Genomic DNA, 26040 nt, shown 5'->3' on the forward strand with positions numbered 1-26040 from the left:
GGAGGAACGATCATGGCGGATATTTCCGTGCCCTGTTGGAATGACGTGAATATCGATGATTTGTGCGCTGGGACACGACTTATCGCCTTCGATCTTGACAATACACTGGCAAGATCGAAAAAACCGATGAAGGACGATATGGCCGAATGCTTCTCCGCATTGACCTCACTGATCGACGTCGCGGTGATTACCGGAGGCAAGTACGCGTTGCTGAAAAGCCAGGTGGTGGAACGGCTGACAGGGCAGGCAAACCGGGCGAATCTGCATCTTATGCCGACCAGCGGCACGCGATACTATCGTTGGGATGGTGCGAATTGGATGCAGGTCTTCGCCCACGACCTCAGTGAAGAGGATCGTGTGAAAGCCTACGAATCGTTGGAACGCAATGCACGCGAGCAGAACATATGGCTCACCCATGTTTGGGGCGAGCGCATCGAAAATCGCGGCAGCCAGATCACGTTCTCTGCATTGGGGCAGCTTGCACCCATTGAGGCCAAGGAGGCATGGGATCCGACCAACGAGAAGAAGAATCGTTTGGCACGGGCCGTCGCTGCCGATTTACCGCATCTTGAGGTGCGTACGGGTGGAGCCAGCAGCGTTGATATTTCCGAAAAAAATGTCGACAAGTCGTTTGCAGTCCGGGAATTGGCCGATATTCTTGGCATCGAGGTGGACCAGATCGTATTCGTAGGGGACCGTATGGATCCCGATGGCAATGATTACCCTGCGGCTCGGGCCGGCACCAGGGCGGTGAAGGTCACCTGCCCAAACGATACCGTGAAACTGTGCGGTGGAATCATCGCCAGTCTGTCACGGTAGAAACGAATGGAAGTCTGCGCATGAACTCAATGACGAGGGTATGTTCGCAGGTTGCCGGTCTGCTGTTTCCCAGAGGCTGCGCCGGCTGCGATAGGCCGGACGACGTGCTGTGCGAAGACTGCATGGCGTTGTTCGCCCGTTCTTCCGTCCAGACCTTCGATGGCGTTGCGATGGGAAACTGGTTCGCATGCGGATGGTACCGCGGCACCGTCAGAAAAGCGGTTCTCGCATGGAAGGACCATGGGGATGAGGAATGTGACAGGCCGTTTTCTGAAGCCATATGCAGACTTGCTGAAACATCTGGCGTCATTGATTTCATTCGCGACAGACAAAACTCCTACCGTGCCGTTTTCGTGGTTCCGGCACCGTCGTCACACGCTTCGATGCGGCGTCGAGGACGAAGGCACATGGTACCGATCGTTAAACGGCTGGCAAGTTTTCTTCAACGGCAAACAGATTGCAAGGTGACGGTATGCGACGCCTTGCAAAACAAGGGTGTCAGAGGAAAATCAGTGCAGACCAAGGGTGCGGCACAGCGTTCGCAGCGCTTGAAAGGGCACGTTTCGGTGCGTTCTTCGGTTTCATTGCAGAATACGATGGTGATTTTGGTGGATGATATCGTCACGACTGGCGCGACCATGCGCAGTTGCGTCGAGACGATGCGGAAGAACGGTGCCACGGTTATTACCGTGTTCGCATTGGCGCACACTCCGGCGGGAAAGCAGGCGGACGAGCCAATGTAAGCACAGTAATAATCGCAGAAAAAATCATTCGTTATCTGAAATGTTATATTTCGGCAGGATGATTTCGAAATCAGCACCGCGAGGATCATCGACGACCCTCACCGAACCGCCATGCAATTGGGCGGCCCAACGTGCGATTGACAGGCCAAGGCCGGTTCCGCCCGATTCGGTGCCCGGTCCTGTTTTTCCCTTGACGAAACGACGGAAGATATCGGAACGTGCCTCCTGTGGAATCTGGGAGCCGAAATTGACGACATTCGTGACGATGGTGCCGAAATCCTTGTTCTCATGCGCTTCGATAAGTACTTTGGTGTTGTCTGCGGAATGTTTGAGCGCGTTCGCGATGATATTGGTGAACAGTTGGCGCAAGCGGTTTTGGTCGCCTTCCATTTCGATATCGTCGGGCACATGCATTTCAATGTCGTGCGCATGCCCCGCGTCGGCGATTTCCAAAGGTTCCACGGTTTCATCGAGAAAATCCGCGAAATTGAACATTTCGATCTGCAGGCTTGCCGCACCGGCTTCCATGCGCGAAAGATCAAGCAAAAACGCGATCAGGTCGGATAGGCGATGCGTTTGGTTGAGGATGCTTTCCAGATTCGAGGGAGTGGGTTCGACCACGCCATCCGCCATGTTCTCAACCATGGCTTGCAGTGCCGATACCGGCGTGCGTAATTCGTGACTTACATTGGCCACCATATCTCGGCGCATCTGATCGGCATGCTGGAGTTCTTCCGCCATTTCGTTGAAGGTGAGGGCAAGCTGCCCGACTTCGTCGCGACTATTGGAATCGACATGCACGCGCACGGTGTAGTCGCCGTCGGCCATCGCTTCGGCCGCGTCGCGCATTTGGCGCAGGGGAGAGGTAAGGCCTCTGGAGAAGAAGTAGGTGATGCCCAAAGCTACGGCAAGGGTGATTGGCATGGCGATCCATACGTTCAGACCGACTTTGAGCAGAAACCACGCCATGATGAACGTGATGGCGGTGGAGAGGGTGATAAGAACGCTCAATTCGACTTTGAGCGATGAAAACAAACCAATAGGGCGTTCGGTCTCCAATGGATTGACCGAACGCCCTGATTTCGTATCAGTAGCATGCATACTACCGAATCTTAGCGCAGTAGCTCCTCGAGCATCAGTCCTGGTGTTCCGGCGGTTCGAATGCGTAACCGACGCCATGCACGGTGCGAATGGTCTTCGAGCCGAGCTTGTGGCGGAGCGCCTTGACATGCGAGTCGACCGTGCGGGTGCCGGAGGCATCCACCCAGTCCCACACCTCTTCGAGTAGTTTCTCGCGGGTGAGCACGGACTTCGGCTTACGGGCCAGTGTGGCCAGCAGATCGAATTCCGTAGGAGTCAGATGCACCTGCTTGCCGTTGACGGTGACGATGCGTTGCGCCGGATCGATGACCAAGGAACCGAAATCGAGAAGCTTCTCGTTTTCGGAATTCTTGGCGATGACCTTGGCGCGATCCACACGGCGCAGCAGCGCCTTGCAGCGGGCGATGAGCTCGCGCATGGAGAACGGCTTGGTCATGTAATCATCGGCCCCGGCACCGAGGCCGATGACCTTATCGGCCTCGTCGTCTCGTGCCGTCAGGATCAGCACTGGCACAGGACGTTCCGCCACAATGCGTTTCGTGGCCTCAAGTCCGTCCATCACAGGCAACATGATGTCCATGATGACCAGATCAGGACGCAGGGTTGCGGCGGCCTGAACCGCGCTGGCACCGTCAGATGCCACACGTGCCGTCCAGCCTTCCGCTGTAATGCGTTGGGCGATGGCAGTGGCCAGTGTCGGCTCGTCTTCGACTACCAGAACGGTACGTGGAGTCGCTGTGGGTTGTGCTGATGAGTTGAGCATAGCTTTCCGCCTTTCTCAGAGTTCCGGCTTCAAGAATACTGCGCCTAGTGCCGGAACGGTGATCTTTGCGGACCAATCTCGTGAATGATACTCGCCTTCGACTGCTTCGACCGTGCCATTATGGATGCCGGAACCGCCGTAGATCTCGTCGTCCGTGGTCAGCACTTCCGTCCATTTTCCGCCCTTGGTGAGCGGCACCTGATAGTCTGACCAGGCCTCGCCGGAGAAGTTCACGACTGCGACCATCTGCTCGCCATCCTTGCCGATACGCACGAAGCTGAGCGTGTTGTGGTCGGCGTCATCGCTGGTGAGCCACTGGAAGCCCGCAGGATCGAAATCCTGGCTCCACAATGCCGGCGATGTCTTGTACAGCTCGTTCAAGTCGGCGACAAGCTTCTGCACGCCTTGATGATCGGGCCATTCAAGGGCATCCCAGTCGATGGAGCCGTCGTGGTCCCACTCGCCATACTGGGCGATTTCATTGCCCATGAAGGTGAGGTTCTTGCCCGGATGAGCCCACTGGTAGGCGAACAGCGCACGGACGCCGGCATACTTCTGCCAATCGTTGCCTGGCATCTTGCCAAACACGGAACCCTTGCCGTACACAACCTCATCATGGCTGATCGGCAACACATAGTGTTCCGAATAGGCATACACCATGGAGAAGGTGATCTCGTTGTGGTGCCATTTGCGGTTGATCGGCTCCTCATGCAGGTACTGCAGGGTGTCGTGCATCCAGCCCATGTTCCACTTGAGGCCGAATCCCAAGCCGCCTGCGTCGGTCGGTGCGGTGATGCCCGGGTATGCCGTGGATTCCTCGGCGATCATCATGATGCCCGGATTGTTCTTGTATGCCGTGGCGTTGGCTTCCTTGAGGAAGTCGATGGCCTCGAGATTCTCGCGGCCTCCGTAGATGTTCGGATGCCACTGGCCGGCCTCGCGGCTGTAATCCAAGTACAGCATGGAGGAGACCGCGTCCACGCGGAGAGCGTCGATATGGAACTCATCCAGCCAGAAGCAGGCGTTGGCCACTAGGAAGTTGCGCACCTCGCGGCGTCCGAAGTTGAACACGTACGTGCCCCAATCCGGGTGTTCGCCACGCGTCGGATCCGGATCCTCGTACAGCGGCGTGCCATCGAAGCGCCCCAGTGCGAACGCATCCTTCGGGAAGTGGGCCGGAACCCAATCCATAATCACGCCGATGTCGGCTTTGTGCAGCTTCTCAACGAGATACTTGAAGTCGTCCGGGCCTCCCAAACGTGAATCAATCGCGTAGTAACCGGTTACCTGATAGCCCCAGGAGCCAGAGAACGGATGCTCCGCCAGCGGCATGAACTCCACGTGCGTGAAACCTTCCTTCTGCACGTAGGGGACCAGCTTGTCGGCGAGCTCGCGGTAGTTTTTCACGTCCTTGCGCCAGCTGGAGGCATTTACCTCGTAGATGCTGACAGGGCCGTTATGCGGGTCTTTGGCCGCGCGCTCGGCCAGCCAATCGGCGTCATTCCACTCATGGGTGGACTCTACCACGATGGATCCGGTACGCGGTGGAATCTCATGGGAGCGTTCCATCGGATCGGCCTTCATGGTCCACTCATTGTTGGCGTTGAGGATCTCATACTTATAGATCTCGCCAGCGCTGATGCCCGGGATGAACAGTTCCCAGATGCCGGAGGATCCGAGTTCACGCATGGCGTGGGCGCGGCCATTCCAGCCGTTGAAGTCGCCGACCACACGCACTGCGTGGGCGTTCGGTGCCCACACGGTGAACGCGGTGCCGACCACCTGCTCGTCCTTTACACCCTCGGAGGAACCCATCGGGTCGTCGTAGCGGAGCACGTGCGCGCCAAGCGCATCCCACAGGCGCTCGTGGCGTCCTTCGCCAAACAGATACATGTCCATCTCGCCGATGGTCGGCAGATAACGATAGGAATCGTCGGAAACAACAACGGAACCGTCTTCATATTCAGTGCGAATGCGGTAATCCGGCACGCCGTAGCCATCATCGGTGGCCATAGCGGGAACGAGTGCCATGAAGACGCCATTGTATTCATGGATTGCGAGTGTTTGACCTTGTTCAGTGAGGATCGTCACGGATTTTGCCAACGGACGCAAGACGCGGATCGTGACGACATCCGCGTGCTTGCCGGAACCGAGGTGTCCACCGAGCACCTCGTGGGGATTGTAGAACGTACCGTTGCTTACTGCATCCAGTGTGCCCTGGGAAACAGGAACAGCAACGACATCTTCATTGATCTTGGATTCTGTAGCCATGGCAAAAGTGTAAGCACGAAATGCAGGAAAAGTGGCCCGTGTCGCGCCTATTTTTTCGTTTTTTCAAGCGTTTTTGGTCAAGTCCACCCCTGATGGCACAATAATTCGGGTTTTGTGTAAGCTTTTCACGGAGGATTCATGGGTTACAAGGTCGGCGACATGGTCGTCTATCCGCGTCACGGCGCTGCGAAGGTGGAGGCCATCACCGAACGGACAGTCAAGGGAATCACCCGCGAATATCTGCAGCTGTCGGTGCTTTCGTCTGACGGTCTGGTTATCAACGTTCCGGTCGACAATGCTAAGAAAGTTGGCGTGCGAGACATCGTCGACGCCAACGAAGTGGCCAAGGTGTTCGAGATTCTGCGTACTCCGATCATTGAGAAGGAGATGAACTGGTCTCGTCGCTACAAGCTGAACGTCGAGAAGATTGCCACTGGCGACGTCAATAAGATCGCCGAAGTGGTGCGCGATCTCGCTCAGCGTGATGTTGACGAGCATGGTCTGTCCGCGGGTGAGAAGCGCATGCTTACCAAGGCCCGCAATATTCTGACCTCGGAGATTTCCCTGTCTGAAAAGCTCGACGAAGCCGAAGCCCAGCGTCTGCTGGATGTGAATCTTGGATATGAGCCCGCTCAGCCTGGCGATGAGAAACACCATACCGAGGCTCCTGAGGAAGCCGCTATGGATACGTTGGCTCGAGTCGAAGCCGAAGGCAAAAAGTCCAAGAAGAAGTAAGGCTTTTTCATGCGTATCGGTCAGGGTTTTGACGCTCATCGATTCGCATCCCGTGATGCAGGCAAGCCGTTGTGGCTTGCCTGTTTGCGTTGGGATGGCGATGGTATCGAGGGTGATTCGGATGGCGACGTCGCGGCACATGCGTTGATTGACGCATTGCTTTCCGCAGCACATCTTGGTGATATCGGCACTTTGTTCGGTGTCGGCTCGCAGTCTGACGGCGCCGGCAAACATGGTGCCGAGATGCTGCGGACCACGGTCGACTATCTGAACGAACATGGCATGAGGCCGTCGAGCGCCAGTGTGGTCGTGATCGCCAATCGGCCGAAAGTCGGCAAACGTAGGGAAGAGGCCGAGCGGGCGCTGTCCGAGGCTGTGGGCTGTGACGTGTCGTTAACAGCCACCACTACGGATGGTATGGGATTCACCGGTTCCGGCGAAGGCGTCGCCGCAATCGCCAATGCTTTGGTGGAGCCGGTCGAGCCGGTACGGCATGAAGCCTAATTCCCTTTCCTCACGGCTGTTTCGTTATTTCCTTTTGGCGGATTCAACCGCTTTCGCGATCGCCCAGAACAGCGTTGAAATCGTTACGATAATGAAGCTTGGGGGAGCTGGGAACATGGTGGAAAGCACCAGTCCTCCCCAAATCGAAATCAGGCAGATTACCGTGGCGACGACCATCGCCTTGAATGGCGAGCGGGCAATGATGTTGGCGGTGGCGGCGGGAGTAATCACCAACGCGAAAATCAACAATGTGCCAACTGCTGGAACTGCAATCGTGATGACGCCGGCCATAATCGCCATAAAACAGATATTCATAAAACCGACGGGCACGCCTTTTGCCTGCGCTACCTGCTCATCGAGCGAACTGAATAACAATGGACGATAAATAACGGCCAGAACCGCCAACAGCAGCACGTCGAAAATCGCAAAGCCAATGATCTGACCGTCGGTAATCGTCAGAATCGATCCGAACAAAATCGACTGCATCTGTTGTGAGGCCGAACTTGACATACGTGCGAAAAACAAGCCAAGGCCGGTGGCGAAGGCGAGCACGGTTCCAGTGGCGATCTCACGCTGTGAAGCCTTCTTGCCGAGCGCACCGATCACCAGTGCTCCGCCGAGAGCGAACACGCCAAGACCTGCGGAAACAGGCAGACCGAGCAATACGGCTCCGGTGGCACCTGGCAGTCCGATATGCGCCAAGGCGTGGGCTGCGAACGTGGAATGTCTGGCGATGGTGAAATAACCCATCACGCCGGCTGCCAATGCGATGCACAGGCCGGCGAGAAATGCGTTCGTCATGAATGGGGCGTTGAGTGTGGAAACCCAATCCGGGTCGAAAGCGAATGCGGTGCCGTCCATGCTCAGTCCTCCTGCGTGGTGTGGCTGTGATGGTGAAATTGCGCGATTTCTTCTGGAGCGTGTGCATCGATGCTCATGTTCTCAGGCTCGTCCTCGCTTGGCGTCACGAACATATCTCCCTGCGGAGTGGTGACCACCTGCACGGTCGTGCCATACAAATGCGTGAGTAGATGGGAATCCAGCACCTCATTCATGCCTGCATAGTGTGGATGCCCGTCAAGCAGATAGACGGCTCCGGTAAGGATCGGCAGCAACATGTTGAGATCGTGCGCCACCACCTGAATGGTCATGCCGAGCTCGCGGTTGAGTTTGGCGAGCACGTGCACGGTGGCGCGTTGGCTTGCCAGATCGAGATTGGCGAGGGGTTCGTCGAGCATCAGCAGTTTTGGATCGTCCACGAGCGCCTGCGCGATGGCGACCCTTTGGCGCAGTCCGCCCGAAAGCTCGGACAGGCGGTAATTCGCTTTGTCTTGCAGACCAACGAAGTCCATGGCCTTGCGGGCCTTGTCTCGAAGTGCTTTGGTGACGGGATGGATGCCGAATTTGGTGCCCGTCAGGCCGAGGAGCACCGACTGTTCCGCGGTGATATTCGATTCGATGTCGGAAGCGTAGCTTTGCGGCACATAGCCGATGCGGCTGTTCGCGGAACCTGCAGGCTGTCCGAGCACCCTGATGCTGCCGTGCGTGGTTGGGATCAGTCCTAGTTCGGCCTTCATCATCGTGGTCTTGCCGGCGCCGTTGGTGCCGACGATTGCGGTTACCGAGCCTTGCGGAATGCTGAACGTGCCATGTTGCCAGATGACGCGATCGCCTCGCTTGACGCAGGCGTCATCGAATTCGATGCAGGCATGTGTCTCGTCGTGCATGGCTTCTCCTTGGTTTGAATGCACGTACATACTTGCAAATGGTGTTGACAATCATTCTCAATAAGGGAGATGCGGGCCGGCATTCAGAGCGACTCGTTGAAGAAATCCCAAGATGATGTCAGAAGCCTTCACAAACGAGAAGAAAGGCCGTCTCACGTTCGATCGAACGGTGAAACGGCCTTTGAGATGATATTGAAAGGTTATTTTCTCGGATTTGGTTGTGGGGAGTCGCTTGATTCATCATTCGATTCATTCGCCGTTTGCGAATCGTCGGCATCGGAGGAATTCGCAGGATCCGTCGAATCCGTACTTCCTGAGCCGGCGTTGGAACTGGTGTCGGCATCGGATTGCTTGGCGAACATGTCGTTCAGTGAGAGGATGAGCGATCTGATCCATGATGTCAGGCTTTTGCAGTCGGAAGGCATCTGTTCGCTGATGTCAAGTACGGGAACATCCGATTTGTAAGCGGTGCCGGTCAGCGTGTTCGTGGCGTCGTTTGCGGATTGCGTGTCGTTGATAAGCACGTCGACCTTATGTTTTTCCAGCAATTCCTGGAATTCCTGAAGATCGTCAGGGGTTGGTTCAGAGCCTGTGCCTGCCGATTGCAGGTATCCCTCCGGCGTGTTGTCGGTGAACCCCATGTCGCTGAGCAGATAGTAGGCGACGGGTTCGGTGGCGGCATAGGAGGAGTTCTTATGCGTGTCGCTGAACGCCTTCATGTCCTTCTCTATTTTCTTTTCTCGTCTGTTCCACGCGGTGAGTTTGTTATTGAAATACTTCTTTTGCGCGGGCATGATGCGGCTGTATGTGTCGGCCAATTCCTTGGCCATAGCGTTGCGGGCGTCGCTGGAGAACCACAGATGCGGATTGTCGCCCTCGATTGCTCCGACCATCTGTGCCGCGGAAACGGAAACGGTGTCTTTGCTGAGATTCTTGGTGGCCCAAGCGTCGTAGCCCGCGCCATTGGACACCGCGACCTGCGCCTGCTGAATCTTGCCGATGTCGTCGGTCCTCGGCTCGAAATCATGCGCGTCAACATCGGTCGAAGACAGGATCGACGTGACTTTCACGTGAACGCCGCCTATCTGCTCGGCGAGAGATCCCCACTGGTTGACCGAGGCGACCACCTCGATCGGCGTGATCTGTTCGGTCTGGGCATCGGAATCGGCGGAAGCATCATCCTTCTGAGAAGAGGATCCTCCGGAGCATGCTGTCATGCCGAACGTCATGCAAAGCGTGAGTCCTGCGGCAAAAGCGCGTAACGAAGAACGTTTGTGCATGCACATATCGGATGCCCTCTTCCTGAACCGCCTTAATCGTGTTCATCTCATAAATACGTGTGCGACTTACGACTGAAACCAAGATAGCCTACGATACATGCAAATGCCAATACAACAGCAATCCAATAAAGAGGGGAGTGACCGGCATGGCAGTGAAAATCGATGGAAAGATGGTGTCCGCGCAGATTAAAGCGAATCTCGCCGAACGCGTCGCGTCGTTGAAAGAGCGGGGGGTTAACCCCGGTCTTGGCACCATTCTGGTCGGTTCCGATCCCGGCTCCGTCAAATATGTTGCTGGAAAACATGCTGATTGCGCTGAAATCGGTGTGAACTCCATTAGGAAGGAGTTGCCCGCCGACGCAACGTTCGAACAGATTGCTGAAGCCGTGCAGGAACTCAACGCTGACCCTGCCTGCACAGGCTATATCGTGCAGCTGCCTCTACCGAAAGGTATTGACGAAAACGCCATCATTGATCTGATCGACCCCAAGAAGGATGCGGATGGCATGCATCCATACAATCTTGGCGAACTTGTGCTGCACGCGCGAGGTGACATCACCACGCCGCTGCCGTGTACTCCGCGAGGCGTGATCGAACTGCTGAATGCCTATGACATCGACTTGGACGGCAAAGAGGTCTGCGTGCTCGGTCGAGGCATCACCATCGGGCGTACGGTTGGTCTTTTGCTGACGCGCAAGGCGGTGAACGCCACGGTCACGCTGTGCCACACAGGCACCAAGGATGTGCGCAAGCATATGCGCGAGGCCGACGTCATTATTGCGGCCATGGGTTCTGCGGGCTTTGTCAAGCCGGAAGACGTCAAGGAAAGTGCGGTGCTGGTCGATGTCGGCGTTTCCCGTGTGTTTGACGAAGAAGCCGGCCGCTATCGCGTGAAGGGCGATGTTGACAAAGCCTGCTACGAGAAGGTTTCGGCATATACGCCGAACCCGGGTGGTGTCGGCCCTATGACCCGTGCCATGTTGTTGGAGAATGTGGTCGAGATGGCCGAGCGTCAGCTGTAATTGCGCTTTATGCACGATGCAAGCTGATTTCGGGCGTGTCGCATGTTGCGGCACGCCTTTTTTGTGCATGGTCCCATGTAAACTTGCGCCTTGCATGTGTTATATCGCATGCACATAACTGAAGACCGATTTTATCCACCCACTATTTGTAAGAAACCAAATTAATGGCAGAGAACAATAACGAAGTCACCAAGGTCGCCATCAACGACATCGGCACCGAAGAGGACTTCATCAAGGCAGTCGATTCCACCATCAAGAACTTCGGTGATGGTGATCTGGTCGAAGGTACCGTCGTCAAGGTCGATCACGACGAGGTCCTGCTCGACATCGGCTACAAGACTGAGGGCGTCATTCCCTCCCGCGAGCTTTCCATCAAGAAGGACGTTGATCCGGACGAAGTCGTCGAGGTCGGCGACACCATTGAGGCTCTTGTCGTCACCAAGGAAGACAAGGAAGGCCGTCTGATTCTGTCCAAGAAGCGTGCACAGTACGAGCGTGCTTGGGGCGACATCGAGAAGATCAAAGAAGCCGATGGCGTTGTCGAAGGCACCGTTATCGAAGCTGTCAAGGGTGGCCTCATCGTCGACATCGGTCTGCGTGGCTTCCTGCCGGCATCCCTGGTCGAAATGCGTCGCGTCCGCGACCTGTCCCCGTACATTGGCCAGACCATCAAGGCCAAGATCCTCGAGCTCGACAAGAACCGCAACAATGTGGTGCTCTCCCGTCGCCAGTACCTCGAAGAGACCCAGTCCGAAGTGCGCGAGACCTTCCTGTCCCAGCTCAAGAAGGGCCAGATTCGCGAAGGCGTCGTGTCCTCCATCGTCAACTTCGGTGCATTCGTTGATCTGGGCGGTGTTGACGGCCTGATCCACGTTTCCGAGCTGTCTTGGAAGCACATCGACCACCCGTCCGAGGTTGTCAAGGTCGGCGACAAGGTCACCGTCGAGGTGCTCGACGTTGACCTCGACCGTGAGCGCATCTCCCTGTCCCTCAAGGCTACCCAGGAAGATCCGTGGCAGCGCTTCGCTCGCACCCACGTTCCTGGCCAGATCGTCAAGGGCAAGGTCACCAAGATCGTTCAGTTCGGCGTCTTCATCTCCGTCGAAGACGGCATCGAAGGCCTCGTGCACATCTCCGAGCTGGCCAACCGCCACGTAGAGAACCCGGAGACCGTCGTCAAGCCGGGCGAAGAAGTGTTCGTCAAGGTGATCGACGTTGATCTCGATCGTCGCCGCATCTCCCTGTCCCTCAAGCAGGCCAACGACTCCGTCGATCCGGCTTCCGAGGACTTCGATCCGGCTCTGTACGGCATGCCGGCAGAGTACGACGAGCAGGGCAACTACAAGTATCCGGAAGGCTTCGACCCGGCAACCAACGAGTGGATCGCTGGTTACGAGAAGCAGCGTGAGGAGTGGGAGTCCCAGTACGCCGCCGCTCACGATCTGTGGGAGCAGCACAAGGAATTTGTGGCCAAGGAGCTCGAGAACGCTGAAGCTTCCGCCGCTGAAGATGGCCAGGCTCCGAAGGAAGAGAAGGTCGAAGAGGTGTCTTCCAACTACTCCTCCGAGAACACTTCCGCCGGCACCCTCGCCGACTCCGACCAGCTCGCCGCTCTGCGCGACCAGCTGCTCGGCAAGTGATTGTATCCTGAGCTAGAATCCAATCCGGCTCAAGCTAGATCCTAGAAAAGACCCCGTTCCTGATTCAGGTTCGGGGTCTTTTCGTAAGTGCATGGCAAGCGTGCATGCGAAGCGCATTACAATGGCGGTTGTGGTGATTCGAATAGGATTGACCGGCGGCATAGCGGCTGGCAAAAGCACGGTATCTACAAAGCTGCGTGAGCTTGGTGCAGTACTTGTCGATTATGATCTGCTTGCGCGTCACGTGGTGGAACCGGGCAGCATTGGCCTTCAGCGTATAGCGGAATGTTTCGGCCCCGATGCTTTGACCGATCGAGGCGATCTCAATCGAGCGTGGATGGCAGAGCATGTGTTTTCCGGCGCTGATGCGGAACGAAAACGCAAGATTTTGGACGGAATCGAGCATCCACTGATTTATGAACTTGCAGTGCAACTCGAACATGAGGCTGTTGAAGCTGATTGCCAAGCAGTAGTGGTGCATGACATACCGTTACTCGCCGAAGTAATTGACAGCATTCCTTTTGAATTCGACCATATCGTAACTGTCGAAGCGCCTGAACAGGTGAGGGTCAGCAGAATGATGACAACGCGAGGCATGAGCGAAAGCCAGGCATGGAATCGTGTGAACCATCAATCCAGCGTGGAACAGCGTCTTGCCATTGCCGATGAGGTCATCGATTCCACACAGCCATTGGAACAAATGTTCGAGCATATTGATATGCTAATGAAACAATGGCGCACGGAAGCGAGGTAGGCATGGGATTCAATATTGAACGCACGAACAAGCCGTTTGTGGTCAAATCGCCATATAAGCCGAGCGGCGACCAGCCCAAGGCGATTGAAGAGCTTGCGGAACGCATTGAAAACGGTGAGAACGATGTGGTGCTCATGGGTGCCACCGGAACTGGCAAAACCGCCACCACAGCATGGCTTATTGAACGTCTGCAACGCCCGACGTTGATCATCGAACCGAATAAAACGTTGGCAGCGCAGCTGTGCGCCGAGTTCCGTGAACTCATGCCAGACAATGCGGTGAGCTATTTCGTTTCGTATTACGACTACTACCAGCCGGAAGCCTATATTCCGCAAACCGATACGTATATCGAAAAGGATTCCAACATCAATGACGACGTGGAACGGCTTCGCCATGCGGCCACGGCGAACTTGCTGACGCGTCGTGATTGCGTGGTCGTGGCAACGGTTTCCTGTATTTACGGCCTTGGTACGCCGGAAGAATACGCCGGGCGTATGCTGTTTCTCGAGGAAGGCCAGCAGATCGACCGTGACGACTTGCTGCGCACTTTCGTCTCCATGCAGTACAAGCGCAACGATATCGCCTTCACCAGAGGTACGTTCCGTGTGCGCGGCGATACTGTCGAAATCATTCCCGTATATGAGGAACTGGCCATCCGTATCGAATTCTTCGGTGATGAAATCGACCGTATTTCAACCCTGCATCCGCTGACCGGCGATGTGATTGCCCACGAGCCGCAGGTCCATATTTTCCCCGCATCACACTATGTGGCGGGGCCGCAACGTATGGAGCGAGCGTTGTCTACCATTCAGCAGGAACTTGATCAACGTACCGCCGAACTGCGCAAACAAGGCAAGGAACTTGAGGCACAACGTCTTACTATGCGCACCACGTACGATTTGGAGATGCTCTCCCAAGTTGGCGTCTGCTCCGGAGTGGAAAACTACTCAAGGCATTTCGATGGCCGTGAGCCGGGCACGCCGCCGCATACGTTATTGGATTTCTTCCCTGACGATTTCCTACTCGTCATTGACGAGTCGCATGTTACCGTGCCGCAGATCGGAGCCATGTACGAAGGCGATGCCAGTCGCAAACGCACGTTGGTCGAACATGGCTTTCGTCTGCCTTCAGCGATGGACAATCGACCGCTCAAATGGCCGGAATTCCAGGAACGCGTTGGCCAGACGGTATATCTGTCGGCGACGCCGGGCGACTACGAACTTGGTCTGAGCGATGGAGTCGTCGAACAAATCATTCGTCCGACCGGTCTTGTCGACCCGCAGATTGACGTGCGTCCGGTTGACGGGCAGATCGATGATCTGCTTGCGGAGATCAAAGACCGTGTAAACAGAAACGAGCGTGTGCTCGTCACCACGCTCACCAAGAAGATGGCTGAGGATCTGACGGATTATCTTCTGGAGCGTGGCATTAAAGTCGAATACCTGCATTCCGATGTGGACACCCTGCGACGTGTCGAATTGCTGCGCGAACTGCGCGAAGGCAAAATCGACGTCATCGTCGGCATCAACCTGCTGCGTGAAGGTCTCGATTTGCCGGAAGTGTCATTGGTCGCCATTCTTGACGCGGACAAGGAAGGTTTCCTGCGTTCCTATCGTTCGCTCATCCAGACCATCGGACGTGCCGCACGAAACGTGTCCGGCACCGTCATCATGTATGCGGACGACATCACCGAAGCCATGCACAAGGCCATCGACGAAACCAATCGCCGCCGTGATATCCAGATCGCCTACAACAAGGAACACGGCATCGATCCGAAGCCGCTCATCAAGAAGATCTCCGATGTCAACGACATGCTTGCCAAAGAGGACGTCGACACCCAGACATTGCTCGGTACCGGATACCGCAACGCGGACAAAGCCGGCAATTCTCATCTTGGCGTGCCTGCCACCAGCAAGGAGGAATCCGACAGACGGCATGAGGAGATTCTCAAGGCCGGACTGCCCGCGCAGGATCTAGCTGATCTCATTCGGCAACTGTCCGAGCAGATGCATACCGCCGCCGAACAACTGCAATTCGAGCTTGCAGCTCGTTTGCGTGACGAGATCCGTGACCTGAAAAAGGAACTTCGGCAGATGACGGAGGCGAGCAAATAGTTCTCGACTGGTCATACGGCATCCGTACCATAGTGGATTATGGCTGAAACACCACTTGTTTTTGAAATCGCCACGTTCGCGGTGCTTGCCGTCTTCTTCGTGGTCGACTTGTTCATCATCGGACGTAAGCCCCATGTGCCCTCCACCAAGGAATGCGTGCAGCATATCGCGTTCTTTGTAGTCATGGCGTTGATCTTCGGCGGACTTATGTGGTTCTTCGCGGGATCGAAGCCGGCCATCGAATTTTATTCGGGCTGGCTTACGGAATATTCGCTGAGTATTGACAATCTATTCGTCTTCGTCATCATTATGTCGAATTTTGCGGTGCCAAAACAGCTGCAGAAATTCGTGCTGTCCATTGGCATCACCATCGCATTGGTGTTGCGCGGCGTGTTCATCCTCATCGGCGCGGCCATTATCTCCCGCTTCACCTGGGTGTTCTTCCTGTTCGGCGCATTTCTTATCGTCACCGCCATCAAGTTGGTCACTGGGGGAGACGAAGATGAGGAATATCATGAGAATGGCTTGATCCGCGCATTGCGCAAGGTCATCAAGATTACCGATGAGTATGACGGAGAAAAGTTGCGTACCGTTAAAAACGGTGCCAAGTATTGGACTCCGATGCTGATCGTCTTTCTGACCATCGGCACCACCGATGTGATGTTTGCCTTTGATTCCATTCCTGCTATTTTCGGTTTAACGAAGGATCCGTTCATTGTGTTCACGTCCAATGTGTTCGCGTTGCTCGGCTTGCAGCAGCTGTACTTCCTGCTTGGCGAGCTGCTCGACAAGCTGGTGTATCTGCCGCTTGGACTTTCCGTGGTGCTGGGCTTCATTGGCGTCAAGCTCATTATGGAGGCATTGCATGGCAATTCGTTGCCGTTCATCAATGGCGGTCAACCGATCGCTTGGGTGCCTGAAGTGCCTACATGGCTGTCTTTGGCGGTGATCGTTGTGTCGATTGGTGGTACCGCATTGGCCAGCGTGCTGAAGATGCGTGCCATCGAAGCAAAGGAAAAGTGACGATTTGAGAAACCGCATGGAAACATGCGGTTTCTTTTTAGCAAAAAAATGTGAGCGCTCACAACACGCCTCGTTTCAAGGTGGAAGTGAGCGCTTTTTGCTAGTAGACTGGTCGGTTGGAAACAGGGTCGTCAGATCCCAAAACAATATCAACAAGAATAGGCAGGCATTCATGCGTAAAGCCAAGATCGTAGATACCATCGGTCCAGCTACCGAGTCCCTGGAAGGCATCACCAGCCTTGTCGAAGCAGGTATGGACGTCGCTCGTCTGAACCGCTCCCACGGCACTCCGGAGGACCACCTCAAGGTCTACAACAACCTCCGCGCCGCCGCCAAGGCCACCGGCCGCAACGTCGCAGCCCTGGTTGATCTGCAGGGTCCGAAGATCCGTTGCGGTTGGTTCAAGAAGAACGCCGACGGCGAAGACAAGGTCCAGCTGACCGAAGGCCAGGAGTTCGTCATCACCACCGACGATATCGAGGGCGACGAGCATATCACCTCCACCACCTTCAAGGGCCTGCCGGGCGATTGCCATGCTGGCGACCCGATCCTCATCGATGACGGCAAGGTTCGTCTTGAGGTTACCAAGGTCGAAGGCAACAACGTGTACACCAAGGTTGTCGTGGCCGGACCGGTTTCCAGCCACAAGGGTATCAACCTGCCGGGTGTTGCGGTGTCCCTGCCGGCTCTGACCGAGAAGGATGAAGCCGATCTGCGTTGGGCTATCCGCACCGGCGCCGACATCATCGCCATGTCCTTCGTGCGTTTCGCCACCGACATCGACCGCGCCCACGAGATCATGGACGAGGAAGGCCGTCGCATCCCGGTCGTCGCAAAGATCGAGAAGCCGCAGGCTCTTGAGAACCTTGAAGAGATCGTCAAGGCCTTCGATGGTATCATGGTCGCCCGTGGCGATATGGCCGTCGAGTGCCCGCTGGAAGAGGTTCCGCTGGCTACCAAGCGCTGCATCGAGCTGGCTCGTCAGTACGCCAAGCCGGTCATCGTGGCTACCGAAGTCCTTGGCTCCATGGTCAATTCTCCGGTCCCGACCCGTGCAGAGGCATCTGACTGCGCCAACGCCGTCCTCGACGGCGCCGACGCCACCATGACCTCCAACGAGACCGCCGTCGGCAAGTACCCGGCAGTCACCGTGAGCACCATGAGCCGCATCTCCTCCTTTGCCACCGAGCACGGTTTCGACCGTATCCCGGAACTGAAGAACCTGGATATGTCTTCCACCGGCGCCGTGTCTTCCGCAGCTGTGGATCTGGCTGACAAGCTGAACGCCAAGGCCATCGTTGCTTACACCCAGACTGGTTCCACCGTGCACCGCGTGTCCCGCGAACGCCCGGCCACCCCGATCTATGGCATCACCAACAACGAGCACACCTATCACTGGCTGGCTCTGTCTTGGGGCACCGAGTCCTTCCTGCTCGATGAGGATTACCACGACAAGTCCCGCAAGGACCTGATGATCTTCACCGATAAGATCCTGAAGGATGCCGGCAAGGTCACCGATGGCGACAAGATCGTTGTGCTGAGCTCCGCCCAGGGCGAGCACCAGCCGGGTCGCACCGATTCCATCTACGTCCACACCGTCGGTGCTTGCGACTGAGATGCGTTTCGGTCAGTGACTGACTGATTAGCGAATAGGAGGGCTTCCGTCCGTTTGGATGGAAGCCCTCCCGTTGTTTTTGGATGATGTTGATATGTTGCCGATTTGCAGACTGCGACAGGTTGCGATCAAGATGTTGCGCATGGTGCGAAACGCCGACTGCTCAAGGACTTTGCAAAATCATTTTTCTGTGTTAATATGATTAAGTTGTGCGAAGGCCCCTGTATCCCAATTGGTAGAGGAGACAGCCTCAAAATCTGTACAGTGTGGGTTCGAGTCCCACCGGGGGCACCGGATTAATGAACAGCCGCGGTTGGAGATTTCCAGCCGCGGCTTTTTCTTTGAAACCCATCTGGCGCATGTGCCGTTACATGGGAGCTCAGTACCTTGCCATCCGCCAGATTGTAGGTTATCTCCACGTCTCCGCCTTTTCGCGCACCTCGTCGAGCGCATCAAGGGTCTCAGCCGGAATGGATTGCCTCGATAGGCTGAGCGGGATACGGTTCTCCCTGACGATCTGCCGGTAGAACGCGCGAGTCACGCTGGACAGGTCAAGTCCAAGATCCTCCACGATGTCCGTAGCCTGTTTTTTCGTGGCGTCGTCCACGCGGACCGTCACTGAAGTCATGGTCATCTCGACCTCCATCTTTTGCTGATTGTTGTAAGACGATTATAGCTCAATGTCTTACGTTTGGTATGGAGAGTCTGTGCATCCTGCTTTTCGGTTGACGGAATGCGGTTTTCGAGAGATTGTGTGCCTTTGCGGTTCTGAGGATTTAAGTATTTCTTGTTTTGAGGGTGTGGGCGAGCTGGTTATCTTCAGGTCCTCCTTGGCTACGTTGCATAGGTTCTCGTGGATCAGGTCCGTGCGTTCCCGAGAATCCATGATCTTGTCCAAATGCTGGTGGATGGCTTTTGCGGCGGCGTCCATTGCGGCGTTCTGGTACTGTTCGTGGATGACGTCATTTTCGTATGCGAACACTTCGTAGCGTTCGCTCCCCGATGACGTGATTCTTGCCACGGTTTCCTCATCCGTGTCGAACAGCTAGGGGTCCTCACGCTCATATAACGAGCTCTTAAACCAGATCGTCATGCCATCCGTGATGCGCTAGGGAGGCATGTTGTACAACCATGGATCGTATCCATCCCTCAGATGTTGGTGTTCGTGCAGCGCGCTTCGGTATTCCTTGGCTTTTCGGCCCGTTCGGGCGTTTCTTCACCGGGAAAAGCATATGGCGCGAGCTCTGTCAGCCTGCCTTGTACTTCCCTCAGATGGTTCGCCAAACAGGGGAGGCTGGCTAAAACCGGACGCCGATGCATACTTTGCCCGAGCCCGATCCAAAGATTTCGGAAATGCTCGTGAAAGCGCATCGAAAGGCCCGCAACGTTCTGACTGCCTTGCCAAACGTGAAGTCCGGATGGACCATTGCATGCCAGGCTTTTCATGCGATGCCCGGCTGCGAATCCGAAATGAAAGAGTATCAATACCCGCGAGAAGATTTCTTCACGGAAGCGGCCGCAGGTGATGATTTCGTCGGCGTGCAAGCGTACCTGCGCACTTTTATCGGCAAAGATGGTCCGGTGCCAGTTGCTGATGAGGTGGAACGTACCCTTACAGGCTGGGAATACTTCCCTCCGGCTCTCGGCATAGCTGTGCGACACACATGGGAAGTCGCCCGACAGACGCCGATATTCGTTACCGAAAACGGGCTTGCCTCGACGAACGACTCTCGTCGCATTGACTACACGTTTGATGCCTTGGCAGGATTACATTCCGCAATGGAGGAGGGAATCGACGTTCTTGGTTACCTGCACTGGTCGCTGCTGGACAATTACGAGTGGGGCTCGTTCACGCCTACATTCGGTCTTGTCGGTTGGGATAAGAACACGTTCGAGCGATTACCGAAGCCATCTCTTGAATGGCTAGGAGAAATCAGCAAGAAGGGAGTTGTCTCGCATCCGTGAGATGCCGTTCATATGGACTGATTCATTTAGTGGGCTCTTCCTGATGGATGAGCCCACTTACTTTACATGCCTTTTTTAATGGATTATGAGCTGGTCAGTCCTTGACCAGTCCGCCATCGACCACGAGGTTCTGGCCGGTCACCGCGCGAGACAACGGACTCAGGAACAGTAGTGCCGCATCCGCGAATTCAGCGGGCGTGGTTACATGGCCGAGCGGCGTGCCTGCCGCGATACCATCGAACACCGCCTCGGGAGTCGCGGCACTGGCGTCCGTCACACGCAGCAAACCGCCTGAGACCATGTTGACGGTGATGTTCTTCGGCCCCAGATCAGCCGCGAAGGTGCGCGTCAGGCTCAGCAGCGCGGCCTTCGCGGCCGTGTAGTCGTGATATGGGACCACGGGATTCTGGAACAGGTTCGTCCCGATGTTCACGATTCGTCCGCCGCCATTGCGGTCAAAACCATCCAATGCGGCCTGGATCACATTCAAGGCACCTCCCACGGCACCGCGGAACTGTTGGTCGAACCGTTCGAATTTGATGTCTTCGGCCTTCGGACGGGCATCGCTGTCGAACGAGAAATCCACAAGAGCGTTATTGACCACGCTGGTGATCGGACGCCCCGCCGATCGTTCCGCCTCGGCGAAAAGTCCGTCCACCGAGGCGCGGTCGGTCACGTCCGCCTGGATGGCCCATGCCTTGCCTGGGTGGGCGTCGGCGATGGCTTGGGCGCGTTCCCTACTCCTGTAGTAGTTGATGACGACGCTGCCTCCATGGGCGAGCACCGATTTGGTGATCTCCTCACCAAGACCACGCGCTCCACCCGTTACCAGGACAAGCTGTTGATTGATATCCATGTTCAACGCATCATTGCTCATGATGATGTCACACTCCCTCCGCCAATGTGAATTGGATCAGGTTCAACGGGTATGTTCTCAGCCAGCTCATGCCGGCACCCCCGTGCCTACGGAAGCAATACTAGCATTGGAAATGAATCCCACCAAGGGTATACGTTTTCAATTTCTGGTACTGGTCCCGTGAAGAAAAAGGTCGTCTTGGATGGCCTTTTTCTGCGTTCATAGCGAAGACAAGCGCCTTCGGCGACAGTCTAAACGACTGAAACCGCCGGTCGCTCAGTGTTTTACAGCCAAGGTCTGCTGCAGCGTATGCGAATCGTGTGGAGGCACGACGACTGCGCAATCGCGATTGTTGACTGCTTCCACGCACACGAAGCCACGCCATTCGCCGTCGCTCAAATCTCCGATGGCATTGCCGGCTTGCTCTCCCGGATTCCATACCACGGTCTGCGCTGCGCCCTGCTTGGCGACAATGATGGTGCGCTGCAACACGGGATCGCGCAGCTCAAGCGTATCCGCCGAATAGTAGATGCGGTCAACCATGCCTTGGAAGGTCACAGGTTCATCACCTTGGCTGCAACGCGGATCGCCATCCAATACGGTGTCGAGATAGTCCGCGCCCTCCAGTCCGCACACCTGCGACTGTTCGGCGTCGCCAACCTGCAGATACGTATGCAGTGCCTCTTCGTAAGACAATGGCTCGTCGCCATCGTTATATACGGTAAGCGACATCGTCAATTCACGGCCGACTTCAATGGTGTAAACGGCATGAAATTGAGGATTCGGGCCAGAAACAAACTGGGAAAGTATGTCTGCGTTGATCTCACTGGAATCCAATGTATAGCGCAACAAAGCATCGGAAGAACCTTCCTCGTCATAATGCCAAAAACTGTTGCGGGCAAAACCATGCTTAGGTGCCTTAGAAGCCACATGGCCGTCTTCGAAACCGGAATTGAACCAAGGGAAAATAATGGGAACACCACCACGGATGGCAGTGCCTTCCTTAAGGTAAATCGCTTTTGATCGCCAAACCACAGCCTGTTCGCCGGCGGGTGCCCAGGAAAGCACATGCGCACCGTAATCACTGACTGATGCCGTTGCGTCTTCGTTGACAATATCTCTGATAGTGAAAGTGCTACTCATACGCCCAGTATAAACAAGGTGACGTTGAAACATGATTCCCGGAAAGATGCTTTGCAAGATTGCGATATTTCCTGAATTTTCCAGCTTTATATGCAAGGCAGGAATGAGGGTTGCTGCAACACGCACTTGTAGGCTTCTGCTAGTATCATCCATGAAAGTACAAGGAAGATAGCCGGTTCGTTTCAACTTGCGTTATGGAAGGTGAATCAAGGCTGTGGAAAGCTGAGAATTCCCAGAATCAGAACGATTGCAAGTAACTGCATCGAATCATTCCGGAAGCGAGTAGGGGCGTGCAAGGCCGGCTTTGGGTGTGACAGTGGAAAGAGACCGACATGTCTGCAGAAAAGACCACGGAACCGGACGAAGTGCTCACCGACGATGAACTTCAGGCTGCCGCAGCGCCTGAGCGGCCCCTCGAAGAGGAGAAGCCTCGCAAGCGTACCGTCGTCGTGGCCGAAGACGAATCCGTGAACCGTATGGATTTGGTTGCCATGCTAGAAGATAATGGCTACGAGGTTGTGGGCGAAGCCGCTAACGGTGAAGAGGCAGTTGATCTGACTCGCAAGTTCCGTCCGAGTGTAGTGTGCATGGACGTTAAGATGCCCCGTATGGACGGCATTGAGGCGGCGGGCATCATCTGCGACGAGAACATCGCCCCGGTTGTTATGCTTACGGCATTCTCCCAGTCCGATCTGGTGAAGAAGGCTACCGGCGCTGGTGCCATGGCGTATGTTACCAAGCCGTATGAGGAGTCCAAGCTGCTGCCGGCTTTGGAAGTGGCCATGGGTCGTTTCGCCGAAATCAACGATCTGCTCGACAATGTGGAGCGCAGCGAATCCAAACTGCATGAAACTGAAGAGCGTCTCAAGAAGGCGGAAGAGCAGCTGAAGAAGGCTGAGGAAACCCTCGAGGAGCGTAAGCTCGTCGACCGTGCCAAGGGCCTGCTTATGGACAAGGCCGATTTCTCCGAGCAAGGCGCATTCCGTTGGATTCAGAAGACCTCCATGGACCAGCGCATTCCGAAGAAGCGCTTGGCCATGGCCATCATCGCCAAGTATGGTGATCAGAAGTCGGAAGCAGAGGATGAGCGCTAACACAGTAACTGTGGAAGGCACTTCACGCGGGACGCTATTGGTCGTTGACGGCCATTCCTTGGCGTTCCGCGCTTTTTTTGCCTTGCCCGTAGAGAATTTCAGTACATCCGCAGGCCAAGCAACCAATGCCGTCTGGGGTTTCGCCACTATGCTGTCGCAAGTGATCGATGCCGAGCATCCCGATCATCTTGCCGTCGCTTTCGACGTCAAAGGCGGCACGTTCCGCAATACGATGCTGCCGCAGTATAAAGGCACGCGAGATGCGGCTCCGGAAGATCTGCTTACGCAGTTGCCTCTGATTCAACAGATGCTTGATGCGTTGGGCGTCACGTTCATCGAAAAACCCGGATATGAGGGTGATGACGTGATCGGCACGTTGGCGAGCATGGGAGACGAAGCTGGCTATCGCACGCTGGTATTGTCCGGAGACCGTGACGCGTTCCAGCTCATCAACAACAACATCACCGTGCTGTATCCGGGGCATCATTTCAAAGACCTGAAACATATGACTCCCGATGCGGTGGTGGAGAAATACCATGTCACCCCGGAACAGTACCCGGATTTGGCGGCGCTCCGCGGCGAAACCGCTGACAACATTCCAGGCGTTCCAGGCGTGGGCGATGGCTTTGCAGCCAAGTGGATCAACCTGTATGGCGGGCTTGATCAAATCATCGAGCACGCCGACGAGATCGGCGGCAAAAAAGGCGAGGCACTGCGGGCCAACATTGACCAGGTCAAGCTGAACCGTTCCGTGAACGCCTTGGTGCGTGACCTCGATCTTGGCGTGTCCATCGAAGACCTGACCTTCGGTCAGGTGGATGCCAACCAGTTGAACGAACTGTTCACCAAGCTTGAATTCGGCATTCGCACCAAAAACCGTGTGCTAAGAACATTCAACGCGGGCAAGCCTACGAACAATCTCGTGCCCCAAGACGAGTCCAGCAAACTGGAAATACCCGAATACGAAACGATTGATTCGCCGGAAGCGCTGGAATCATGGGCACAATCCAATCTGCAGGCGACGAACAAGCATCTGCATGATGAGCGAGAAACCGCGCCGAAAACAACTCCTTTCGGTTTCGCCATTGATCATACGAAGAAATGCGCGCAATCCGTGGCCCGTTCATGGGTGTTGCAGGTGGAAGGCGAAAGCAAGCCGGGGAACGCGGACTATTCGTCACTGATGATCGCATCGCAAGGCAAAGCGATTCGCATCGATCATATTGATCGCGATATGGCGTCACAACTGCAAACGCTACTTGACGAATACCACCAATCCATGGTGGTGCATGGCTATAAGGAACAGTCCCATCTGTTGGGAAGCACCGGCGTGAAACTGCCGGAACCGCTGTTCGATACCAAACTTGCCGGGTATCTGGTCCATCCCGATTTCCATGCAGACACTTTGGAACAGGCGGCGGCTCATTTTTTGGATCTGCATATCGAGGAGCAGTCCGAAAGCGCTACGCAAGGAACGCTTGATTTCGACGAGCCTGAAGAATCCGTGCAGCAGAAAGACGACCAGCTTCCGCGCCACACGGCGATTGTGGGGCTGTTGGCACGAAATCTGGCGAATTCGCTAGATCAGCGTGAACAGTTCGCCTTGTTGGAATCCGTGGAGATTCCAGTATCTCGTGTGCTTTATGGCATGGAGCATGTCGGCGCGCAAGTCGACATGAACAGGCTAATGAACATGCGCGAACATCTTGCCTCCGATGCGAATCATGCGCAGGAAACGGCATGGCAGTATGCGGGCGAACGTGTGAATCTGCAAAGTCCCAAACAGTTGCAGAAAATTCTGTTTGAGGATATGGGTTTGAAACCCACGAAGAAGACCAAAACCGGTTCGTATACCACGAATGCGGCGGCTTTGCAGGCGTTGCGCGATCGTTCGTATGAGAATGACAGCGCATGCCAGTTCCTTGACGCGTTGTTGCTGCATCGCGAGAAGAACAAGCTCAAGCAGATTGTGCAGACGTTGATCGATGCGACCAACGGGTCTGACGGACGCATCCATACGACGTTTGAGCAGACTGTGGCTGCGACCGGTCGATTGAGTTCGGTCGATCCGAATTTACAGAACATTCCGAATCGTGATCCGGCTGGACGTGAGATTCGTTCGGCTTTTGTGCCCGGTGAGGGCTTTGAATCGTTGCTGAGTTCGGATTATTCTCAGGTTGAGTTACGTATTATGGCCGACCTTTCCGGTGATGAGGCGTTGATTGAGGCGTTCCGTTCCGGCAGGGACTTCCATAAGTATGTGGCGAGCTTGGTGTATGGCGTTCCTGTTGATGAGATTACGTTTGATCAGCGCAGTCATGTTAAGGCGATGAGCTATGGCTTGGCGTATGGGTTGAGCACGTATGGGCTTTCGCAGCAGCTTGGCATTAAGCCGGGTGAGGCCGAGTCATTGAAGCAACAGTATTTTGCGACGTTCGGCAAGGTCCATGAGTATTTGGAGTCGTTGGTTTCCACGGCCCGTGAAAAGGGATATACGGAGACGATTTATGGTCGTCGTAGGTATTTCCCGGGGCTGAAGTCGCCGAATCGTGCGGTACGTGACGCTGCGGAGCGTGCTGCGTTGAATGCGCCTATTCAGGGTTCCGCTGCGGACATTATGAAGATCGCCATGATTCGGGCTGATGATGCGTTGCATGAGTCTGGTCTTGCCAGCCGGATCATTCTGCAGATTCATGACGAACTTGTGGTGGAGATTGCGCCGGGCGAGGCGGAGCAGGCCACCGCGTTGGTGAAGGATGCCATGGAACATGCGGTTGACATGGCGGTTCCGCTGGATGTTTCCACGGGTATTGGTTCGGATTGGCAGCTTGCCGCGCACTGATGCCGTCTGTTTGAAACATGCCGGTTGTC

Annotated in this window: 23 protein-coding genes, 1 tRNA gene and 1 riboswitch; of the genes, 14 read left to right on the forward strand and 10 right to left on the reverse strand. The window is 55.6% G+C overall.

Translation table 11 applies throughout. The annotated features are described in order from the left end of the window. Window positions 1–12: 12 nt before the first annotated feature. Window positions 13–819 (forward strand): HAD-IIB family hydrolase, encoded by an 807-nt coding sequence (locus tag AH68_RS03875; protein WP_039197827.1) that lies wholly within the window; start codon window positions 13–15, stop codon window positions 817–819. 20 nt (window positions 820–839) lie between these two features. Next, entirely contained in the window at window positions 840–1562 is a 723-nt protein-coding gene (locus AH68_RS03880; protein ID WP_039197829.1) for a ComF family protein, read from the forward strand. A 24-nt stretch (window positions 1563–1586) separates the two neighbouring features. Here AH68_RS03880 and AH68_RS03885 read toward each other — a convergent pair whose 3' ends face one another. From AH68_RS03885 to glgB, 3 genes are read right to left on the reverse strand one after another with little or no spacing between them, the layout of a single operon-like run. Then, window positions 1587–2663: a sensor histidine kinase gene (locus AH68_RS03885; protein WP_039197831.1), complete on the reverse strand. Its 1077-nt coding sequence runs from the start codon at window positions 2661–2663 to the stop codon at window positions 1587–1589. A 34-nt stretch (window positions 2664–2697) separates the two neighbouring features. Beyond that, window positions 2698–3426 carry a response regulator transcription factor gene (locus AH68_RS03890; protein ID WP_039197833.1) on the reverse strand — a complete coding sequence of 243 codons (729 nt, stop codon included), beginning with the start codon at window positions 3424–3426 and terminating at the stop codon, window positions 2698–2700. Between the two features lie 15 nt (window positions 3427–3441). Then, a complete protein-coding gene (gene glgB, locus AH68_RS03895; RefSeq protein ID WP_039197836.1) occupies window positions 3442–5697 on the reverse strand; it encodes a 1,4-alpha-glucan branching protein GlgB in 2256 nt (751 codons plus the stop codon). A 138-nt stretch (window positions 5698–5835) separates the two neighbouring features. Here glgB and AH68_RS03900 point away from each other — a divergent pair, with 138 nt between their 5' ends. Both AH68_RS03900 and ispF read left to right on the forward strand, forming a co-directional pair. Then, window positions 5836–6432 (forward strand): CarD family transcriptional regulator, encoded by a 597-nt coding sequence (locus AH68_RS03900; protein ID WP_039197838.1) that lies wholly within the window; start codon window positions 5836–5838, stop codon window positions 6430–6432. A 9-nt stretch (window positions 6433–6441) separates the two neighbouring features. Continuing rightward, window positions 6442–6936, forward strand: a complete 495-nt coding sequence (ispF, locus tag AH68_RS03905; RefSeq protein ID WP_039197840.1) for a 2-C-methyl-D-erythritol 2,4-cyclodiphosphate synthase — start codon at window positions 6442–6444, stop codon at window positions 6934–6936. 24 nt (window positions 6937–6960) lie between these two features. Here the strand turns inward: ispF and AH68_RS03910 are convergent, their stop codons facing one another. From AH68_RS03910 to AH68_RS03920, 3 genes are all read right to left on the reverse strand, one after another. Then, window positions 6961–7797: a metal ABC transporter permease gene (locus tag AH68_RS03910; protein WP_039197842.1), complete on the reverse strand. Its 837-nt coding sequence runs from the start codon at window positions 7795–7797 to the stop codon at window positions 6961–6963. A 2-nt stretch (window positions 7798–7799) separates the two neighbouring features. Then, the gene (locus AH68_RS03915) at window positions 7800–8693 is read right to left on the reverse strand and encodes an ABC transporter ATP-binding protein (RefSeq protein ID WP_052189140.1); all 894 of its coding nucleotides are present in this window, start codon (window positions 8691–8693) and stop codon (window positions 7800–7802) included. 170 nt (window positions 8694–8863) lie between these two features. After that, a complete protein-coding gene (locus AH68_RS03920; RefSeq protein WP_039197846.1) occupies window positions 8864–9949 on the reverse strand; it encodes a metal ABC transporter solute-binding protein, Zn/Mn family in 1086 nt (361 codons plus the stop codon). A 140-nt stretch (window positions 9950–10089) separates the two neighbouring features. Here AH68_RS03920 and AH68_RS03925 point away from each other — a divergent pair, with 140 nt between their 5' ends. The 7 genes from AH68_RS03925 (at window position 10090) to AH68_RS03955 (ending at window position 18402) form a co-directional block, all read left to right on the forward strand. Beyond that, window positions 10090–10965, forward strand: coding sequence for a bifunctional methylenetetrahydrofolate dehydrogenase/methenyltetrahydrofolate cyclohydrolase (locus tag AH68_RS03925; protein WP_039197848.1), 876 nt, complete (start codon window positions 10090–10092; stop codon window positions 10963–10965). Window positions 10966–11129: 164 nt separating this feature from the next. Beyond that, window positions 11130–12605 carry a 30S ribosomal protein S1 gene (rpsA, locus tag AH68_RS03930; protein WP_039197850.1) on the forward strand — a complete coding sequence of 492 codons (1476 nt, stop codon included), beginning with the start codon at window positions 11130–11132 and terminating at the stop codon, window positions 12603–12605. Window positions 12606–12726: 121 nt separating this feature from the next. Further along, window positions 12727–13359 carry a dephospho-CoA kinase gene (coaE, locus tag AH68_RS03935; protein ID WP_236682471.1) on the forward strand — a complete coding sequence of 211 codons (633 nt, stop codon included), beginning with the start codon at window positions 12727–12729 and terminating at the stop codon, window positions 13357–13359. A 2-nt stretch (window positions 13360–13361) separates the two neighbouring features. Next, window positions 13362–15473, forward strand: coding sequence for an excinuclease ABC subunit UvrB (gene uvrB / locus AH68_RS03940; protein ID WP_039199795.1), 2112 nt, complete (start codon window positions 13362–13364; stop codon window positions 15471–15473). A 39-nt stretch (window positions 15474–15512) separates the two neighbouring features. Next, window positions 15513–16496: a TerC family protein gene (locus tag AH68_RS03945; protein ID WP_039197853.1), complete on the forward strand. Its 984-nt coding sequence runs from the start codon at window positions 15513–15515 to the stop codon at window positions 16494–16496. A gap of 172 nt (window positions 16497–16668) precedes the next feature. Further along, window positions 16669–18111 carry a pyruvate kinase gene (pyk, locus tag AH68_RS03950; RefSeq protein WP_033501733.1) on the forward strand — a complete coding sequence of 481 codons (1443 nt, stop codon included), beginning with the start codon at window positions 16669–16671 and terminating at the stop codon, window positions 18109–18111. 217 nt (window positions 18112–18328) lie between these two features. Further along, window positions 18329–18402, forward strand: a tRNA-Leu gene (locus AH68_RS03955). A 118-nt stretch (window positions 18403–18520) separates the two neighbouring features. Here AH68_RS03955 and AH68_RS03960 read toward each other — a convergent pair. Together AH68_RS03960 and AH68_RS03965 are read right to left on the reverse strand one after the other, a co-directional pair. Further along, window positions 18521–18745, reverse strand: coding sequence for a type II toxin-antitoxin system RelB/DinJ family antitoxin (locus tag AH68_RS03960; RefSeq protein WP_052189141.1), 225 nt, complete (start codon window positions 18743–18745; stop codon window positions 18521–18523). Between the two features lie 51 nt (window positions 18746–18796). Further along, on the reverse strand, window positions 18797–19132 hold the full coding sequence (locus tag AH68_RS03965) for a hypothetical protein (protein WP_039197855.1): 336 nt from the start codon (window positions 19130–19132) through the stop codon (window positions 18797–18799). 332 nt (window positions 19133–19464) lie between these two features. On the opposite strand from AH68_RS03965, the gene AH68_RS03970 reads away from it, so the two are divergent. After that, the gene (locus AH68_RS03970) at window positions 19465–20076 is read left to right on the forward strand and encodes a family 1 glycosylhydrolase (protein WP_236682449.1); all 612 of its coding nucleotides are present in this window, start codon (window positions 19465–19467) and stop codon (window positions 20074–20076) included. 94 nt (window positions 20077–20170) lie between these two features. Here the strand turns inward: AH68_RS03970 and AH68_RS03975 are convergent, their stop codons facing one another. Beyond that, complete coding sequence (locus AH68_RS03975) at window positions 20171–20953, reverse strand: 3-oxoacyl-ACP reductase (protein ID WP_201772601.1); 783 nt, start codon at window positions 20951–20953, stop codon at window positions 20171–20173. Continuing rightward, a riboswitch (TPP riboswitch) is annotated at window positions 20950–21045 on the reverse strand. Its footprint overlaps the gene before it by 4 nt. Before the next feature lie 163 nt (window positions 21046–21208). Next, window positions 21209–22075 carry a D-hexose-6-phosphate mutarotase gene (locus AH68_RS03980; RefSeq protein ID WP_039197857.1) on the reverse strand — a complete coding sequence of 289 codons (867 nt, stop codon included), beginning with the start codon at window positions 22073–22075 and terminating at the stop codon, window positions 21209–21211. A gap of 332 nt (window positions 22076–22407) precedes the next feature. Here AH68_RS03980 and AH68_RS03985 point away from each other — a divergent pair, with 332 nt between their 5' ends. Together AH68_RS03985 and polA are read left to right on the forward strand one after the other, a co-directional pair. Then, complete coding sequence (locus tag AH68_RS03985) at window positions 22408–23169, forward strand: ANTAR domain-containing response regulator (protein ID WP_033501237.1); 762 nt, start codon at window positions 22408–22410, stop codon at window positions 23167–23169. Continuing rightward, window positions 23159–26011 (forward strand): DNA polymerase I, encoded by a 2853-nt coding sequence (gene polA / locus AH68_RS03990; protein ID WP_039197860.1) that lies wholly within the window; start codon window positions 23159–23161, stop codon window positions 26009–26011. Before AH68_RS03985 ends, polA begins: the two co-directional genes overlap by 11 nt. Window positions 26012–26040 lie beyond the last annotated feature (29 nt).

Origin of the sequence: Bifidobacterium catenulatum PV20-2 (assembly GCF_000800455.1) — a bacterium.
Classification (GTDB): domain Bacteria; phylum Actinomycetota; class Actinomycetes; order Actinomycetales; family Bifidobacteriaceae; genus Bifidobacterium; species Bifidobacterium kashiwanohense_A.